General features: G+C 74.9%; 11 protein-coding genes. 7 read left to right on the top strand and 4 right to left on the bottom strand.

Annotated elements, in window-relative coordinates:
* The first annotated feature begins 5 nt into the window (after nt 1–5).
* On the top strand, nt 6–5,753 hold the full coding sequence (locus NYF13_RS19410) for an SDR family NAD(P)-dependent oxidoreductase (protein ID WP_396287621.1): 5,748 nt from the start codon (nt 6–8) through the stop codon (nt 5,751–5,753).
* A gap of 39 nt (nt 5,754–5,792) precedes the next feature.
* On the opposite strand, the gene NYF13_RS19405 is transcribed toward NYF13_RS19410, so the two are convergent.
* Nucleotides 5,793–7,334 carry a S53 family peptidase gene (locus NYF13_RS19405; protein WP_315658603.1) on the bottom strand — a complete coding sequence of 514 codons (1,542 nt, stop codon included), beginning with the start codon at nt 7,332–7,334 and terminating at the stop codon, nt 5,793–5,795.
* 88 nt (nt 7,335–7,422) lie between these two features.
* Complete coding sequence (locus NYF13_RS19400) at nt 7,423–8,001, bottom strand: helix-turn-helix domain-containing protein (RefSeq protein ID WP_315658602.1); 579 nt, start codon at nt 7,999–8,001, stop codon at nt 7,423–7,425.
* 87 nt (nt 8,002–8,088) lie between these two features.
* Between NYF13_RS19400 and NYF13_RS19395 the strand changes: the two genes are divergently transcribed.
* A complete protein-coding gene (locus NYF13_RS19395; protein WP_315658601.1) occupies nt 8,089–9,045 on the top strand; it encodes an NADP-dependent oxidoreductase in 957 nt (318 codons plus the stop codon).
* 168 nt (nt 9,046–9,213) lie between these two features.
* Here NYF13_RS19395 and NYF13_RS19390 read toward each other — a convergent pair whose 3' ends face one another.
* The gene (locus NYF13_RS19390; RefSeq protein WP_315658600.1) at nt 9,214–10,131 is read right to left on the bottom strand and encodes a LysR family transcriptional regulator; all 918 of its coding nucleotides are present in this window, start codon (nt 10,129–10,131) and stop codon (nt 9,214–9,216) included.
* Between the two features lie 105 nt (nt 10,132–10,236).
* Between NYF13_RS19390 and NYF13_RS19385 the strand changes: the two genes are divergently transcribed.
* The 5 genes from NYF13_RS19385 (at nt 10,237) to NYF13_RS19365 (ending at nt 14,678) form a co-directional block, all read left to right on the top strand.
* Nucleotides 10,237–10,824, top strand: coding sequence for an ester cyclase (locus NYF13_RS19385; protein WP_315658599.1), 588 nt, complete (start codon nt 10,237–10,239; stop codon nt 10,822–10,824).
* A 258-nt stretch (nt 10,825–11,082) separates the two neighbouring features.
* A complete protein-coding gene (locus NYF13_RS19380) occupies nt 11,083–12,078 on the top strand; it encodes an iron-siderophore ABC transporter substrate-binding protein (RefSeq protein WP_315658598.1) in 996 nt (331 codons plus the stop codon).
* 4 nt (nt 12,079–12,082) lie between these two features.
* Nucleotides 12,083–13,072 (top strand): iron chelate uptake ABC transporter family permease subunit, encoded by a 990-nt coding sequence (locus NYF13_RS19375; protein ID WP_315658596.1) that lies wholly within the window; start codon nt 12,083–12,085, stop codon nt 13,070–13,072.
* Nucleotides 13,069–14,109, top strand: coding sequence for an iron chelate uptake ABC transporter family permease subunit (locus NYF13_RS19370; RefSeq protein ID WP_315658594.1), 1,041 nt, complete (start codon nt 13,069–13,071; stop codon nt 14,107–14,109). The genes NYF13_RS19375 and NYF13_RS19370 overlap by 4 nt, the downstream gene beginning before the upstream one ends.
* Nucleotides 14,106–14,678 (top strand): MSMEG_1061 family FMN-dependent PPOX-type flavoprotein, encoded by a 573-nt coding sequence (locus NYF13_RS19365; protein WP_315658592.1) that lies wholly within the window; start codon nt 14,106–14,108, stop codon nt 14,676–14,678. Before NYF13_RS19370 ends, NYF13_RS19365 begins: the two co-directional genes overlap by 4 nt.
* A gap of 46 nt (nt 14,679–14,724) precedes the next feature.
* Here the strand turns inward: NYF13_RS19365 and NYF13_RS19360 are convergent, their stop codons facing one another.
* Nucleotides 14,725–16,023 carry a cation:proton antiporter gene (locus NYF13_RS19360; RefSeq protein ID WP_315658590.1) on the bottom strand — a complete coding sequence of 433 codons (1,299 nt, stop codon included), beginning with the start codon at nt 16,021–16,023 and terminating at the stop codon, nt 14,725–14,727.
* Nucleotides 16,024–16,260: the final 237 nt, after the last annotated feature.

Raw genomic sequence — 16,260 nt, 5'->3', positions numbered from 1 at the left:
CGGCGGTGGAGACCAGCATGGACGACAAGAGCGTCGAATACTTCAAGCGGATGACCGTCGAGCTGCGCCGGGCGCGCGAGCGCGTCGCCCGGCTGGAGGCCGAGCGCGGCGAGGCCGTCGCGATCGTCGGCATCGGCCTGCGGCTGCCCGGCGGCATCGTCGAGCCCGGGCAGTTCTGGGACCTGCTCGCGCACGGGCGCACCGCCGTCGGCGAGTTCCCGGCCGACCGCGGCTGGGACACCGAAGCGCTGTTCAGCACCGACCCGGAGGCGGCGGGCCGCTCGGTGACCCGGTGCGGTTCGTTCCTGGCGGACGCGGGGGCCTTCGACGCGGAGTTCTTCGGCATCTCCCCGCGCGAGGCGCTGGCCATGGACCCGCAGCAGCGGCTGGTGCTGGAGACCGCGTGGGAGGCGCTGGAGCGCGCGGGGATCGATCCGACCTCGGTGCGGGGCAGCGATCTCGGGGTGTTCATCGGGGCCTCGATGCAGTCCTACGGGATCGGCGCCGCGGGCGAGTCGGAGGGGTTCCTGCTCACCGGCACGGCCCCGGCGGCGCTGTCCGGCCGGGTTTCCTACGTGCTGGGCGCGCACGGTCCCTCGATGACCGTGGACACGGCGTGCTCGTCTTCGCTGGTCTCGCTGCACCTCGCCCAGCGGGCGCTGCGGGCGGGGGAGTGCTCGACCGCGCTGGCCGGCGGGGTGACGGTGATGGCCACGCCGGGGGTGTTCACCGAGATCTCCAAGCAGGGCGGGCTCGCCCCGGACGGAGTGTGCAAGTCCTTCTCCGCCGACGCCGACGGCACCGGCTGGTCGGAGGGCGCCGGGGTGCTGGTGCTGCAACGGCTGTCCGACGCGCAGCGCGAGGACCGGCCCGTCCTGGCGGTGCTGCGCGGATCCGCGGTCAACTCCGACGGCGCGTCCAACGGGCTGACCGCGCCCCACGGCCCGGCCCAGCAGCAGGTGATCCGCCGGGCGCTGGCCGACGCCGGGCTGCAACCGTCCGATGTGGACGCGGTGGAGGCCCACGGCACCGGGACCGTGCTCGGGGACCCGATCGAGGCCCAGGCCGTGCTGGCGACCTACGGGCAGGACCGCGACCGTCCACTGTGGCTCGGTTCGGCGAAGTCCAACCTCGGCCACGCGCAGGCGGCGGCCGGGGTGGCCGGGGTGATCAAGATGGTGCTGGCGATGGAGCACGAGCTGCTGCCGCGCACCCTGCACGTGCGCCGGCCCAGCGAGCAGGTGGACTGGTCCCGCGGCGCGGTCGAACTGCTGACCGAACCGGTGGCGTGGAAGCCGGACGGGCACCCGCGCCGGGCCGCGGTGTCCTCCTTCGGCGTGGCCGGGACGAACGCGCACCTGATCCTGGAGGAGGCCCCGGCGGCCACCGGTCCGCGGCCGGCCGAGGCGGCCGGGGCGTGGCCGCTGGTGGTTTCCGCGCGCTCCGCCCCGGCGCTGGCCGCGCAGGCCGCGAAGCTGGCCGGGTACCTGGGGGAGACCGGGGCGGGGCGGGCCGGGGTCGCCCGCGCGCTGGCCACCGCCCGGGCGCGCTGGGCCCACCGGGCCGTGGTGCTCGGCGCGGATCCGATCGCCGGGCTGCGGGACCTGGCCGCGGCGCGGTCCTCGGCCGAGGTGGTCACCGGGGTGGCGGCGGAGGCGCCCCGGACCGTGTTCGTCTTCCCCGGTCAGGGGGCGCAGTGGGTGGGCATGGGCCGGGAGCTGTGGGCGTCCGAGCCGGTGTTCGCGGACCGGATGCAGGAGTGCGAGCGGGCGCTGGCGCCGTGGGTGGACTGGTCGCTGCGGGAGGTGGTGCTGGGCGCGGGCGCGTTGGACCGGGTCGAGGTGCTGCAGCCGGTGACCTTCGCGGTGATGGTGTCGCTCGCCGCGCTGCTGGAGTCCTGCGGGGTGCGGCCGGACGCGGTGGTCGGGCATTCGCAGGGCGAGATCGCGGCGGCCTGCGTTTCGGGTGCGCTGTCGCTGGTGGACGCGGCGAAGGTGGTGGCGCTGCGGGCCGCGGCCGGCGCCGAACTGGGGCAGGGGGGCGGACTGCTGAGCGTCGCCCTGCCGGCGGAGCGGGTGGTGGCCGCCGACGGCATCGAGATCGCCGCGGTCAACGGACCCGATTCGGTGGTGCTGGCCGGGAGCCACGAGGCGATCGCCGAAGCCGAACGGCACTACCGTGAGCGCGGGGTGCGGGTGCGCACGGTGGCGGCTTCCTTCGCTTCGCACACCCGGCACGCGGAGCCCATCGCGGCCCGGGTGGAGGAACTGCTGGCCGACGTCCGCGGGCGGGTCCCGGCCGTGCCGTGGATGTCCACTGTGGACGCAGACTGGGTGCGGGAGCCGATCGGCCCCCGGTACTGGAGCCGGAACCTGGTCCACCGGGTCCGCTTCGCCGACGCCATCGGCGCGCTGACCGGCTTCGGGTTGTTCGTCGAGGTGAGCACGCACCCGGTGCTGACCTCGTCGATCGCCGGGACGCGGCCGGACGCGGCGGTGGCCGGGGTGCTGCGCCGCGACGACGGGGGCAGCGACCGCCTGGTCCGGGCGCTGGCCGAGCTGTTCGCCCACGGCGCCGAGGTCGACTGGACCGCGGTGCTGCCCGAGGTCCGCCCGGCCCCGGTGCCGACCACGGCGTTCGAGCACCGGCACTTCTGGCTGCGCCCGCAGGCCCGGGGCGTCCCGGCGCGGCTGGGGCTGGAGGAGGTGCGGCACCCGGTGCTCGGGGCGGCCGTGCCGAGCCCGTCCGGCGGTCTCGTGCTGAGCGGGCTGCTCTCGCGGGAGACGCATCCGTGGCTGGCCGAGCACGCGGTCTCGGGCACGGTGCTGGCCCCGGGCTCGGTGTTCGTCGAGCTGGCGGTGCAGGCCGGGCGGCGGGTGGCGCACCCGGTGGTGGCCGAGCTGGTCATGGAGGCGCCGCTGGTGCCGGGCACCGGCGCGGTGGCCGTGCAGGTGGCGGTGCGTGGCCGCGCGTTCGAGATCCACTCGCGGTCCGGTCCGGAGGGGACCCCGTGGACCCGGCACGCCACCGGCACCCTCGCACCGGCGGGAGCGCGCCCGGCGCCACTCGGCCCGTGGCCGCCCGCGGGCGCGCAGCCGTGCGGGCTCGACGGCTTCTACCCGAAGCTGGCCGACCGGGGCTACGAATACGGCCCGGCGTTCCAGGGGCTGCGGGCGGCCTGGCGGGCGGGTGCTGACTGGTACGGCGAGGTCGCGCTCGAGGCCGGGGCCGGGTTCGCGATCCACCCGGCCCTGCTGGACGCGGCCCTGCACCCGGCCTTCCTCGGCGACGGCGAACCGGGGATCGCCTTCGCCTGGAAGGACGTCGCGGTGCACGGGGACGCCGGTCCCGTCGTGCGCGTGCGGCTGACCGTCTCCGCGGAGGGGGTGGCGGTCCTGGTCGCGGACGAGTCCGGCGCGCCGGTGCTGACGGCCGGCTCGCTGGTGACGCGGCCGGTGTCGTTCGCGCCGAAGCCCTACGGGGTGGACTGGGTGCCGTTCGGCCCGGTGACCGGGCGGCTGGAGCTGCCTTCGGCCGGCGAGGCGGCCGGCGAGCCGTGGGCGGTGCTGCGCGCCGGCGAACTCGGCGAAGTCCTCGAAGCGCTCCAGCGGTTCGCTACCGGGCCGACGCGGCTGGTGGTCCTCACCCGCGACGTCGCGACCGACCCGGATGCGGCCGCGGTGTGGGGCCTGGTGCGCAGCGCCCAGGCCGAGCTGCCGGAGCGGTTCCTGCTGCTCGATCTTCCCGGCGACGAGATCCCGGACGTGCTGGGCACGGGGGAGTGGCAGCTGGCGGTGCGGGAGGGGGCACTGGCCGTGCCGCGGCTGACCCCACGGTCGGCCGGCCTCGAGGTCGCCGAACCGCTCGATCCGGCCGGCACCGTGCTGATCACCGGGGGCACGGGGGTGCTGGGCGGGCTCGTCGCGAAGCACCTCGTGGCCGCGCACGGGATCCGGCGGCTGGTACTGGCTTCGAGGACGGGCGCCAACCCGGCGCTGACCGCCGAGCTGGAGGCGGCGGGCGCGTCGGTGCGCACGGTCGCCTGCGACGTCACCGACCGGGAGGCGCTGCGCGGTTTGGTCGCGTCGGCCGGTCCGCTGACCGGGGTGGTCCACGCGGCCGGGGTGTTCGACGACGCCCTGATCGGCGACCTGACCCCGGACCGGCTGAAGGCCGTGCTGCGGCCGAAGGCGGAGGCCGCGGCTCACCTCGACGAGCTCACGCGCGGGCTGGACCTGCGGGCGTTCGTGCTGTTCTCCTCGGCCGCGGGGGTGCTGAGCAGCCCCGGCCAGGGCGGATACGCCGCCGCGAACGCCTACCTGGACGCGCTGGCCGTCCGCCGCCGCGCCGCCGGGTTCCCCGCCACTTCGCTGGCCTGGGGGCTTTGGAGCTACGAGGGGGCGGACGAGCAGCGCACGGCGCGTGAAGCGCAGTGGACCGCGCGGTCCGGGCTCCGGCTCATGCCCGTGCCGACCGGCCTGGAGCTGCTGGACGCGGCGCTGGCCTCGACCGAGCCGGCGCTCGTGCCCGTGCTGCTGGACCACGCGGCCCTGCGCGAAGGCCCGCCCGACCCGCTGCTGCGCGACCTCGTGCCGCGGGCGGCCGCGCCGAAGGCCGGTGGGCCGGGCGACCTGGCCGGGCTGGATGCCGGTGCGAAGATGGAGGTGCTGACCGACCTGGTCCGGCGGGAGGCGGCGATCGTGCTGGGCCGCGGCACCGAAGACGGCGGACTGGACGCGGGCCGGGTCTACCGCGAGGCGGGCTTCGACTCGCTGACGGCGGTGGAGCTGCGCAACCGGCTCGGCCGGGCCCTGGGGGTGCCGTTGCCGGTGACCTGGGTGTTCGACCACGCCACCCCGCGGGCCGGGGCGCGGGACCTGCTCGCCCGGCTGGACCAGCCGCGCGAAACCCCTTCGGCGGGCCGGGACTTCACCGGTGTCTACGCCGCACTGGTGGAAAGCGGGCAGCACGCCGCGGCGAACGCCCTCGCCACGGCGGCCGCCGCGGTCCGCGAACGCGCCACGACGGCCGACGCGCTGGCCGGCGGTGTGCTGGTCACCGAGCTGGCCCGGGGCGGGCGGCTGCCGCGGCTCATCTGCCTGCCGTCGATCTCGACCTGGGAGCCGGTGCTGAACTACAGCGCCATGGCCACGCACTTCACCGGCCTCGCCGACGTGACCGTGATCGTGCCCCCGGGTTACACGACGGACGCACCCGTGGCGGCTTCGTGGAGCGCGCTGATCGACACGCTCGCCGCCGCCGTTGTCCGCGTCGGCGGCGACGAGCCGTACGTGCTGGTCGGCTACTCCTCGGGCGGCGCCCAGGCGCACGCCGTGGCCGCGGAGATCGAGCGCTCCGGTGCCCCGATGCCCCGCGGCGTGGTGCTGGTCGACACCTATCCCGGCGACCACATCCCCGTGCGGCTGCAGGAATTCTTCCAGCAGCAGTACCAGCAGGTGACGCGGCGCGAGAACTACTCGTTCGAGAAGATCACCGCATCGGCCCTCTACATCGGCTTGCACAACAACGAATGGCGGCTGGACCCGGCCCCGTCCGTGCCGGTGCTGGTGCTCACCGCCGCCGCCCCGCCCCAGACCCCCGAAGGCGCCGCGCCGCTGGAGGACCACGAGTGGCGGCACACCTGGCCGCAGGAGCACGAGGAGGTGGTCCTCGACGGCGACCACTTCACCATCATGTCCCGCCACGCCGGCCAGGTGGCCGAGGCCATTCGCACGCGCTTCGGCGGGGGGTGACCGGGGCCGGACCCGGCGGCTCCGCCGGGTCCGGCGGTCTCAGCCGGCCGCCATCGCCGACAGCCACGAGGTGACCTGGGGTTCCCCGAGCCCGGTGACGTAGTCCCAGCCGGGGCCGGCGGCCAGTCCGTTGTTGCCGGTGGTGATGTCGTGGTAGGCGGCCCGGTCGATGGCGTAGAGCTTCGGGCCGATGAACCCGAGCTTCGGGTTCTTCTCGTGCACCCGGGCGAGGAACCCGGCGATGACCGGAGTGCTGGCCGAGGTACCGGCGAGGGTGTTGTCACCGCCGTTGTCGATGATCTTGTAGTTCGTCGCCGCGAAGGACAGGTCCGGCAGTCCGCGCCGGTCGCCCGAGAGGGCCCCGCCGGCGTGGGCCTGCCAGGACGGCCGGGCCGCGAGGGCGCTGTCGCCGCCGCCCGAGCCCGGCCAGCCGGTGTCCTTGTGACCGGTGATGTCGGTGATGGTCGTACCGCCGACGGCGATCGCGTGCGCGCTGGCCGCGGGGTAGGAGCGCTGGCCGCGCACGCCGTTGAAGCAGTTCGTGCCGTCGTCGCCGCTGGCGGCCAGGAGGGTCTGGCCCTGGGCTTCGGCCTTCTGCAGCACCGGTTCGAGCGTGCTGACCCACGACTTGGCGTCGGACTCGCAGTCGCCGAGCGAAGCGCTGCCCTGGGCGTAGCGGTCCTCGTCGGCCCATTTGCCGAACGCCACGGTCAGGTCGGCGTTCTCGTTCGACCTCGCCGCGTACACGTGCACTTCGTCGACGCCGGGGGCCATCGCCGTGGAGTACTGGGTGTCGAGGTCCCACTCCATCTGGTCGTTCACCGCGTCCGGCTTGCCGCTGACGTAGTCCACGGTCATCCGGACCTTCGGCAGGTGGTAGCGGTCCTCGAACTTCGCCAGGTCGGAGACGACGCCGTCCATGGCGGTCCAGCCGATGACCGCGATCTGCTGGCCCTTCCCGGAGGGTTCGGCGGGCACGCCGTAGAACTTGGCGAACTCGTCCGGCCCCATGGGGTGCACGTCGGCCGGTTTCGCCGCGGTCAGCTGCAGCGCCGTCCGGGCGGGGTAACCGGCGGCCAGCCCGGTCACCCCGGCGGTCACGGCGTCGACCGCGCGGGGCAGCTCGGCCGGGCCGGTGGAACCGAGCACGTCCAGCCCGGAGACCCGGAAGCGGTGCACTTCGGTGTGGAAGGCCCGGCCCATCACCGGAGCCGGCGCCCGCAGCGCGAAGACCTGGCTGCCCGGCTGGTGCGAGACGGTCAGCCCGGCTTCGTCCGCCCAGCGCGAAACCTGCCGCTCCGCCGCCGGAGACGGGCCGAAGCGGCTCTGGTACCCGGCCGGGGTGAGGACGGGGTGGTGGGGGTCCGCGAGGAACCGCGCGAGGCCGGCCTCATCGCGGGACCGCAGCGTCAAGGCCACCCGTTGTTCGCCCAGCGCGGGACCGAGGTCCACCGAGCCGGGCAGTGCCTGAGCCGCCAGCCCGGGGGCCCGGCCGGAATCGGCCGCCGCGGGCGACGGCGTGGTGACGACGGTCAGCAGGGCCGCGGCCACGGCCAGACCGCGAGTGATGTCCGAATTCACAGCAGCTCCTTTTCGAGGTCGCTGCCGCCACCTTCCGGTGCCGCCGGGCGCCGGATCAACCGGGGAAGCACCCCGTAGGGCTACGGATCTATTGGCCCCGGCCGCCGCCGCGCGGGGCGAGTCCGTCCATCAGCAGGTCCAGCAGGCGGCCGGTCCGGGCCTCGTGGCCGGGCCGGGGGGCCACGGTGAAGATGCCGATGAGGGCGGTGGCGATGTCGTCGGCGGTGACGTCGATGCGGAGGTCGCCCGTCGCGCGGCCGGCGTCGAGGAGGGTGGTGATGGCCATCAGGAGTTCGGCCCGGGTCTGCGCGTGGGCGATCCCCCCCGCCTCGATCATCGACAGCAGCGTGTCGAGCATGCCGTTCTTGGTCGCGATCCAGTCGCCGAACAGGTCCATCCAGCGCCGCATCGCCGGGGCCGGGGGCAGCCGTCCGGCCAGCTCGCGGGCCCCGGTCGTCAGGCGCGCGACCTGGTCCTGGTAGACCGCGTCGACCAGCGACTCGCGAGTCGGGAAGTGCCGGTAGAGGGTGGCGATGCCGACGCCGGCCTCGCGCGCGATCGCCCGCAGCGACGGTTCGGTGCCGGCCGCGGCGAACAACCGGGTCGCCACGGCCAGCAGCAGTTCGCGGTTGCGGGCCGCGTCCGAGCGCAGCTCTGGGTCGGGCAAAACGGATCACGCTCCGGTTGTGCTAGGGTCGGCGATGAAACGGAGCATAGTCCGTTTGCTTCCCACCCCAACCCCGGAGGGGCATACGTGCAGCAGCACAGCCAGGCACCACCAGCGGACCGGAGCCGGGCGGTCCGGCTCGATTCCTTCGGCGGCCCCGAAGTCCTGAACGTCCGCGAGGTCCCGGTCCCGGAGCCCGGCCCGGGGCAGCTGCGGGTGCGGGTCACCGCGGCCGGGCTGAACCCGATGGACTGGATCATGACCGCCGACGCGGACACCGCCGCCCGGTTCGGCCTGCGCCTCCCGGCCGGGTTCGGCACCGACTACGCGGGCGTGGTCGACCGGGTCGGCGCGGGGGTGACCGGCTTCGCCGCCGGTGACCGGGTGTTCGGCGGCGCGCTTTCCCGCGCGGTGGCCGATTTCGTGGTGGTCGGAGCGGCGGCGGGGACCGCGGCCGACGAGGCGCACCACCTCCCCGACGGGGTCGGCGACCGCACCGCCGCCGCCCTCACGATCGCCGGGCGCACCGCGTCCGCCGCGATCGCCGTGCTCGCCCCGGGCCCGGACGACACCGTGCTGATCGGCGGAGCGGGCGGCGGGGTCGGGGGGTTCGCCGTCCAGCTGGCCCGGCTCGCCGGGGCCCGCGTGATCGGTACCGGTTCGCCGTCGTCCGCGGGCTTCCTGCGCGAACTCGGCGCCGAGCCGGTCGCCTACGGGGACGGACTGGCCGGCCGTGTCCGGGCGCTGGCTCCCGGTGGCGTGACCGCCGCCCTGGACCTGCACGGGACCGAGACGGTCCACGCCGCCCGGGAGCTCGGCGTCCCGGACGCCCGGATCTGCACCGTCGCCGCGCAGGTCGACGGCGTCCCGGCGGCCAACGGCGCGAACGCCGCCCCCGGGGCCCTGGAGGAACTCGCCCGCCTGGTCGCGGCGGGCCGCCTGCGGGTGCCGATCGCGGCGGCCTTCCCGATCGAGCAGATCCGCCGCGCGGCCGAACTGCAGGCCGGGCGGCACGTGCAGGGCAAGATCGTCATCGACCTCTAGCCGGGGACCGCCTGGCAGGGGGTCATGGGGCAGGGTGCGAGGGCGGCGTCACCGCTCTGCCGGTCCGCCGAACTCCACGCGGGCTCGGCGGATCGGGCTCGTGGCCATAACCGGGGTTCCGGCCGGGCCACCCCACCCGGTCCCGGCCACTTCCCCGGACCGGCCCGCTCACGCCGGCGGCCCGGCCAGCTGGTCGGCGATGGTCTTGGGCACCGGCACGCCGTGACCGAGCAGATCGGACTCGAACCGCCGGACCAGCGGGTCCGCCCCGGCTCCGGTCAGGGTCACGATTTCCCGCCGCAGCAAGGGTTTCAGGCTGCGCACGGCCCCGGGGAACGTCGCGTTCAGCGCCGTGGTCGGGACCAGGGCGAGGCCGAGGCCGGCCGCGGCCAGGTGCGCGGCGGTGGTCGCCTGGCGGGTCCGGGTGACGGCGTGCAGCCGGACGCCGTGGGCGGCGGCGACCTCGTCGAGCCAGCCGCCCAAGCCGTTGAGCTCGTGGTAGTGCACCACCGGCTGCGCGGCGATCCCGGTGAAGCCGAGCCCGCCGGCGGTCCCGGCCAGCGGGTGCGCGCGGGCCATGGCCACCACGACCTCCTCCAGTCCGACCAGTTCGGCCGGGCCGGTCCAGCGGGCCGGGCGCGGGCCCACGGCCAGGTCCGCTTCGCCCGTCGTCACGGCGTCGGCCAGGGCGTCGGCGCTGGTGAGCTCGGTCAGGGCCAGTTCGACGGCCGGATGGCGCCGCTGCCACCGCCGCAGCACCGGCGCGAGCACGGCCACGGTCATGCTTTCCGCGCAGGCGATCCGCAGCCGGCCGCCCACGCCCCGGCCGACCGCGCGGCCGGTGGCCACCACCCGCTCCGCCGCGCGCAACGCCGCCCGGGCGTCCTGTTCGACCGCCCGCCCCGCGGTGGTGGCCCGCGTCCCGCGGGGGAGCCGTTCGAGCAGCGGGGTGCCGATCTCCTTCTCCAGCGCGGCCAGCTGGTGCGACAGCGCGGGCTGGGACAGGTGCAGTCTCGCCGCGGCCTCGGTGACCGAGCCGGAGTCCAGCACCGCGACCAGGCATTCGAGCCCGCGTAACGTAGCCATTCGCACATTCTATGGGAAGGTCTCAAAAGCTTCATATCGCGACGGGATGAAGAACGGGCCGACGGGCGCTGGAACCAGGGTAGGACCCACACCACGGAGGAAGCCATGACCCTCGTCCGAACCGCCGTCACCGCCCTCGCGCTGCTGCCCGTCGTGCTCGCCACCGCCTGCGGCGGCCCGGCGACCGGCCCGGCCGACCCGGTCGACCACGCCGCGAACCTGGTGCAGCCGGGTGCCGTGCACACCGACCCGGCCGCCGACCGCGCGCAGACCGGCCGCGCCGTGCACGCGGCGCAGGAGCTCTACACCTTCTGGAACACCGGCGACCCCGCCTACCTCGACCGCGCGATCACCCCGCAGTTCCGCGACAACACCCTGCCCAGCGGCCGGCCGCAGGGCCCGGCCGGCCCGCGGGCCGCGTCCGCCGCCTTCCGCGCCGCCCTGCCGGACCTCACCTGCGAGCTGGCCGACCTCTACGTCACCGGCGACACCTTCACCGCGCGGCTGGTCTTCCGCGGCCACTTCACCGGGGTGTACCAAGGGATCGCCGGGCACGGCCAGGCCGTCGACTTCCCGGCGATCGACCTCCAGCACCTCGACGGGAGCGGTGTCATCACCGAGGACTGGCACCTCGAGGACAACCTGACCTTCCTGCAGCAGGCCGGGCTGGTCACCGTCGCGGGCGCGAAATGAGCGGTGCCGCGGCGGCGCGCCGACACGGGCCCGCACGACGGGGGAGCCACCGACGCTGCGCGGACGAGTTCGCCGCTCGCCTCGGTGAGCACCGGCCCCCGGACCGGGATCGACTTCGGACCGGGTGAGCTGAGCCGGACCCGTGATCACCGGCCGGGCGGGGTGGGGTCGTCTTTGTCCGGGTTGTGATCCGGCTCATCTGGACTTCGGCCGTCGTCGAACATAGGTTAGCCGAACCTAACGTTCGGAGGATCTCTCATGTTTTCCCCCTGGTCGCGGCGCCGCGGCTTGCTGTCCGCCGGTGTCGTCGGGGTCGTCGGGGCCGTGCTGACCCTGTCCGCCTGTGCTTCGGCCGAGCCGGCCCCGCCGGGCGGAGGTGCGGTGACCGTGGCGACCGCGTTCGGCGACGTCTCCGTGCCGAGCGCGCCGAAACGCGTGGTCGCGCTCGGCTGGGGGGACGCGGAGGTCGCGCTGACCCTCGGCGTCCAGCCGGTCGGCGCGGCGGACTGGCTGCCGGTGGGCGGGGACGGGGTCGCCACCTGGGTGCCGCGGGACCGGCGCTACACCACCGAGCCGAAGCTCCTCGGCACCAAGGAGGTCGACGTCGAACAGGTCGCGGCGCTCGAACCCGACCTGATCCTCGACACCCGTGCCAGCGGCGACCGGGCCCGCTACGACCAGTTGGCCGCGCTCGGCGTGCCGGTGGTCGGCATCCCGCGCGGCGGCGAGGCCTACCGCACCACCTGGCAGGACCAGCTCACCCTGATCGGCCGGGCGCTGGGCAAGCCGGCGGAGGCGGCGAAGGTCCGGGCCGACCTCGAGGCCAAGTTCCAGCGGGCCGCGGCCGCCAACCCCGGTTTCGCCGGCCGGACGATGGTCACCGGGGCGCGCACCGGCGCCGGTTACGGCGCGTACGTCAACGGCGGTTCGCGCGTGGAGTTCATGGAGAAGCTGGGTTTCCAGCAGTCGCCGAAGGTGCAGGCCCTGGCGGGCAAGAGCTTCTCGGTGCCCGTCTCGGCCGAGCGGATGGACCTGTTCGACGCCGATCTCACGGTGATCTCGCTGATCGGCGCCACCGCCGACCAGGTCACGGGCGATCCGCTGTTCCAGTCCGTGCCTTCGGTCAAGGCCGGGCACTTCGTGGTGCTGACCGACCGGACGATCTCGCAGGCCTTCGCGAGCGGTACGCCGCTGGGCCTGTCCTACGCGATCGACCGGGTCGTGCCCCTGCTCGCCCAGGCCAGGGCCCGCTGAGGCGGTGAAGGGCAAAGGCCTGGTCCTGCTGACGGCGGTGCTGCTGGCCGTGGTCGTCGCCAGCCTGGTGATCGGGACCCGGGCGATCGCGCCGTCGGTGGTGCTCGACGCGGTGCTGCACGGTGCTGCCGGACGACCGGACGAGCTGGTGGTCACGCGGGTGCGGGTACCGCGCACGGTGATCGGCCTGCTCGCCGGGGCCGCGCTGGGGGTCGCGGGCGCGATCATCCAGGGCGTCACGCGCAACCCGCTGTCGGACCCCGGCATCCTCGGGGTCAATTCCGGGGCTTCGCTGGGCGTGGTGCTCGCGATCAGCGCCTTCGGTATCCAGTCGATGAGCGGGTACGTGTGGTTCGGCTTCGCGGGCGCGGCGCTGGCGGCCGTGGTCGTCTACGGCGTCGGCTCGCTCGGCCGCGACGGCGCCACCCCGCTGAAGATCGTGCTCGCCGGCGCCGCCTGCTCGGCCGCGTTCGGCTCGCTGACCACCGGGCTGCTGGTCACCGACGACCTCACCTTCGACCAGTTCCGCTTCTGGCAGGTCGGCTCGCTGGCCGGGCGGGACCTCGCGGTCGTCGCGCAGGCCGCGCCGTTCCTGGTGGCCGGCGCGGTGCTCGCGGCGGGCTGCGGCCGGCGGCTCAACGGGCTGGCCCTGGGCGACGACGTCGCCCGCGCGCTCGGGCAGAACGTCGTGCTCAGCCGGATCCTGTGCGCGCTGGCCGTGGTCGTGCTCTGCGGCACGGCCACGGCGATGGCCGGGCCGATCGCCTTCGTCGGACTGGTCGTGCCGCACGCGGCGCGGCTGCTGACCGGGCCGGACCACCGGTGGCTGCTGCCGTACTCGATGCTGCTGGCGCCGTTGCTGGTGCTCGCCGCCGACATCGCCGGACGCGTGGCCGCGCCGCCGGGCGAGGTCCAGGTCGGCATCGTCACCGCGGTGCTCGGCGCACCGGTCTTCGTGCTGCTCGTGCGGCGGCGCAGGCAGGCCGCGCGGTGAGCCCGGCGACGGTGAACCCGGCCACGGTGAGCACGGTGCGGCGGCGGCTGCGGCGCCGCGCCGTGCTGGTCGGGTCCGCGCTGGCGCTCGTGCTGCTGGCGGTGTTCGTCGCGGCCATCGCGGTGGGGGAGTACCCGATCGGCGTCGGCGACGTGATCGGCGCGCTGTTCGGCCGGGGCGGCCCGCGGACGCGGTACGTCGTCGTGCGCGTCCGGTTGCCGCGCGCGCTGCTGGGCGTGCTCGTGGGTGTCGCGTTCGGACTGTCGGGCGCGATTTTCCAGCGCCTGCTGCGGAATCCGCTGGCCAGCCCGGACGTGATCGGGGTGACGGCGGGGTCGAGCCTGGCCGCGGTGGTGGGTCTGGTGGTGTTCGGCGTCTCGGGTTTCGCCGTGCCCGCGGTGGCGCTGGCCGGTGGCGTCGTGGCGGCCGTGCTGATCTACCTGCTCGCATGGCGGCGGGGCGTGACGGGATACCGGCTGGTGCTGGTCGGGATCGGGGTCGCCGCGGCGCTTTCCGGTGCCGTGTCGTACTTCCTGACCCGCGCCGACGTCCGGGTGGCCGCGCTCGCGCTGATCTGGCTGACCGGCAGCCTCAACGGGGCGGACTGGGACCGCGTCCGCACGATCGGCGTCTTCCTCGTCGTGCTGGTGCCCGCGGCGCTGGTGCTCGCCCGTTCGCTCGCGGCGCTTCAGCTCGGCGACGAGCTCGCGCGCGGGCTGGGCGCGCGCGTGGAGTCGTCTCGGCTCGGGCTGCTAGCGGTCGGAGTGGCACTGGCCGGTGTCGGGACGGCGGTGGCCGGGCCGGTCGCGTTCGTGGCCTTCGTGGCCGGTCCGATCGCCGCGCGGCTGCTGCGCACCGGGCGGCCGGGACTGCCGGCGGCCGCGCTGACCGGGGCGCTGGTGACGCTGGTCGCCGATTTCGTGGCCCAGCACCTGCTCGGCGGCGCGCAACTGCCGGTCGGCGTGGTCACCGGCGCGGTCGGCGCGCCGTACCTGCTGTACCTGCTGGCGAAGGCGAACGGAGGCGTGCGCGCGTGAGGGATGACTGGGAGCTGGTCACCACCGAGGAGCAGCTGCGCGAGGTCGTCGACCCGCCGGCGCCCGTGATCGCCGCGAAGGGCCTGGCCGGGGTGGACGCGTTGAGCCGGCGGTTCATCGCCGCCAGCAAGCTGTTCTTCGTCGCGACCACGGGCCCGGACGGTGCCCTCGACCTCTCACCCCGCGGCGACGACGGCCGGACCGTGCTGGTCTTCGACGACGACCGGACCATCGCCTTCGCCGACCGCGCGGGCAACCGCCGGCTCGACAGCTTCCGCAACCTCCTGCGCCACCCGCAGATCGGCCTGCTGTTCGTCGTCCCCGGCGTCACGGAGGTCCTGCGCGTCAACGGCACCGCGAAGATCGTGCGGTCCGCGCCGTTCTTCGCCGAGCTGGACGACCCGAAACTGGCGGTGGTCGTCGACGTCGAGGAACTGTTCGTGCACTGCGGCCGCGCGTTCCTGCGCTCGGGCGCCTGGAAACCGGAGACCTGGCCCGAGCGTTCGAGCCTCCCGACCGGCGCGCAGTTGCTGAAGAGCCAACTGGAGGCGGCGGGGTACACCGGCTAACCCGCACCGCCGTTTCCGGTGGTCGCCGCGCCGGTGGGCGCGTGGGTCACGTCTCAATCTCGCGGGCTGCCGGTCGGCCGGGGTTCCCGCTGGTCGGCAGGTGACCGCCGAGGTCTTCGATCCGGCGCATGACCGGTTCGGCGAGGATGCCGTGGACCACCACGGAGAGCGCGACCGCGAGGGCGCCGACCCGCCACAGCACGTCCTGACCGGGTACCGGGAACCGTTCCAGGGCATAGGCGAGGTAGAAGATCGTGCCGATCCCGCGCACCCCGAAGAACGCGATGGCGCCGCTGGCGTGCCGCCCGGCGGCCGAGCCGAGCAGGGCCAGCCAGCCCAGCACCGGGCGCACCACGAGCACCACGACCGCGGCCAGCAGCAGTTCGACGGGGGAGAAGCCGCGCAGCAGGCCGTCGCCGAGGGCCAGCCCGAGCCCGAGCAGCGCGATCGCGACGAACAGCCGCTCCAGTTGCCGGCCGAAGGAGTGCAGGACCTCGTGGTAGTCGTGGGACCGCTCCTCGGTGCGGACCGCGACGGCGCTGACGAACACGGCCACGAAACCGTTGCCGTGCAATAGTTCCGAGAGCGCGTAGGGCAGGAACGCCAGCGCCAGCAGCATGAGCCCGTCGGTGTAGTCGGCCAGCCGGAAGCGCGAGGAGGAGGTGCGGAACATGGCCCAGCCCAGCAACCGCCCGGCGCCGAGCCCGGCCAGCACCCCGATGCCGACCGGCAGCACGAGGTCGACCAGCACCCAGCGCGGGTCGAGTTCGGGCCGCTGCCCGGCCAGCGCCAGGGCCAGCAGGACGAACGGCATGGTGAGCCCGTCGTTGAGCCCGGCTTCGATGGTGAGGGTGGAGCGGATCTCGTTGTCGCGCGCCAATTCCCGTCCGACGTCGGCCGAAGGCACGCCGACCTCCCCGGCCAGCACCGGGTCGGTCGGCGCGAGCACCGCCCCGAGCAGGATCGCGACGGCCGGGGTGAGCGCCAGCCACCACCAGCCGAGCACCGCGACGACGGCGATCATCACCGGCATCGTGAGGCCGAGCAGCCGCCAGGCCGAGGACCAGCGCCGGAACCCGAACGGCCGGTCGACCGCCAGCCCGGCCCCGGCCAGCGAGACCAGGATACCGAGCTGGGCGAACGATTCGACGCCGGACAGGTGCGCCACCGGGTCGGCCCAGCCGTTGCCGAAGGGCGCGGGCAGGGGCAGCAGGCCGAGCCCGGTACCGGCGACCAGCATCACCAGCGGGGTGGAGAACGGCCGTTCGGCCACCAGTTTCGGCAGTACGGCGGCGGCCAGCGCGAGCAGCCCGGCGATACCGAAGAGGACGGTCAATGTGGACACCACTGCACCTGCTGATCTTCCGGGGACCCGGCCCGCCGGATACCCCGCGGGCCGAGCGGCAAACCCGGTGCCGCCGCCCGCCCGGAGGGGGCGCCGGTCCGCGGCGGGGTGACGGATTTCGTTTCGGGTGGCCCGGTGCGCCTCGATCCCGGCGGACCGGGAAACGCGGCGGCGTGGACCCATACGGCCTCGTTCGGTTCCGATGACTTCTTATCCGGGCCCGGAATTCACCGAAGG

Origin of the sequence: Amycolatopsis sp. PS_44_ISF1 (genome assembly GCF_032335455.1) — a bacterium.
In the GTDB taxonomy this organism is placed as follows: Bacteria; Actinomycetota; Actinomycetes; order Mycobacteriales; family Pseudonocardiaceae; genus Amycolatopsis.
Note: the sequence above shows the minus strand (reverse complement) of the source record. Positions and strands in the feature narration are given on the sequence as shown.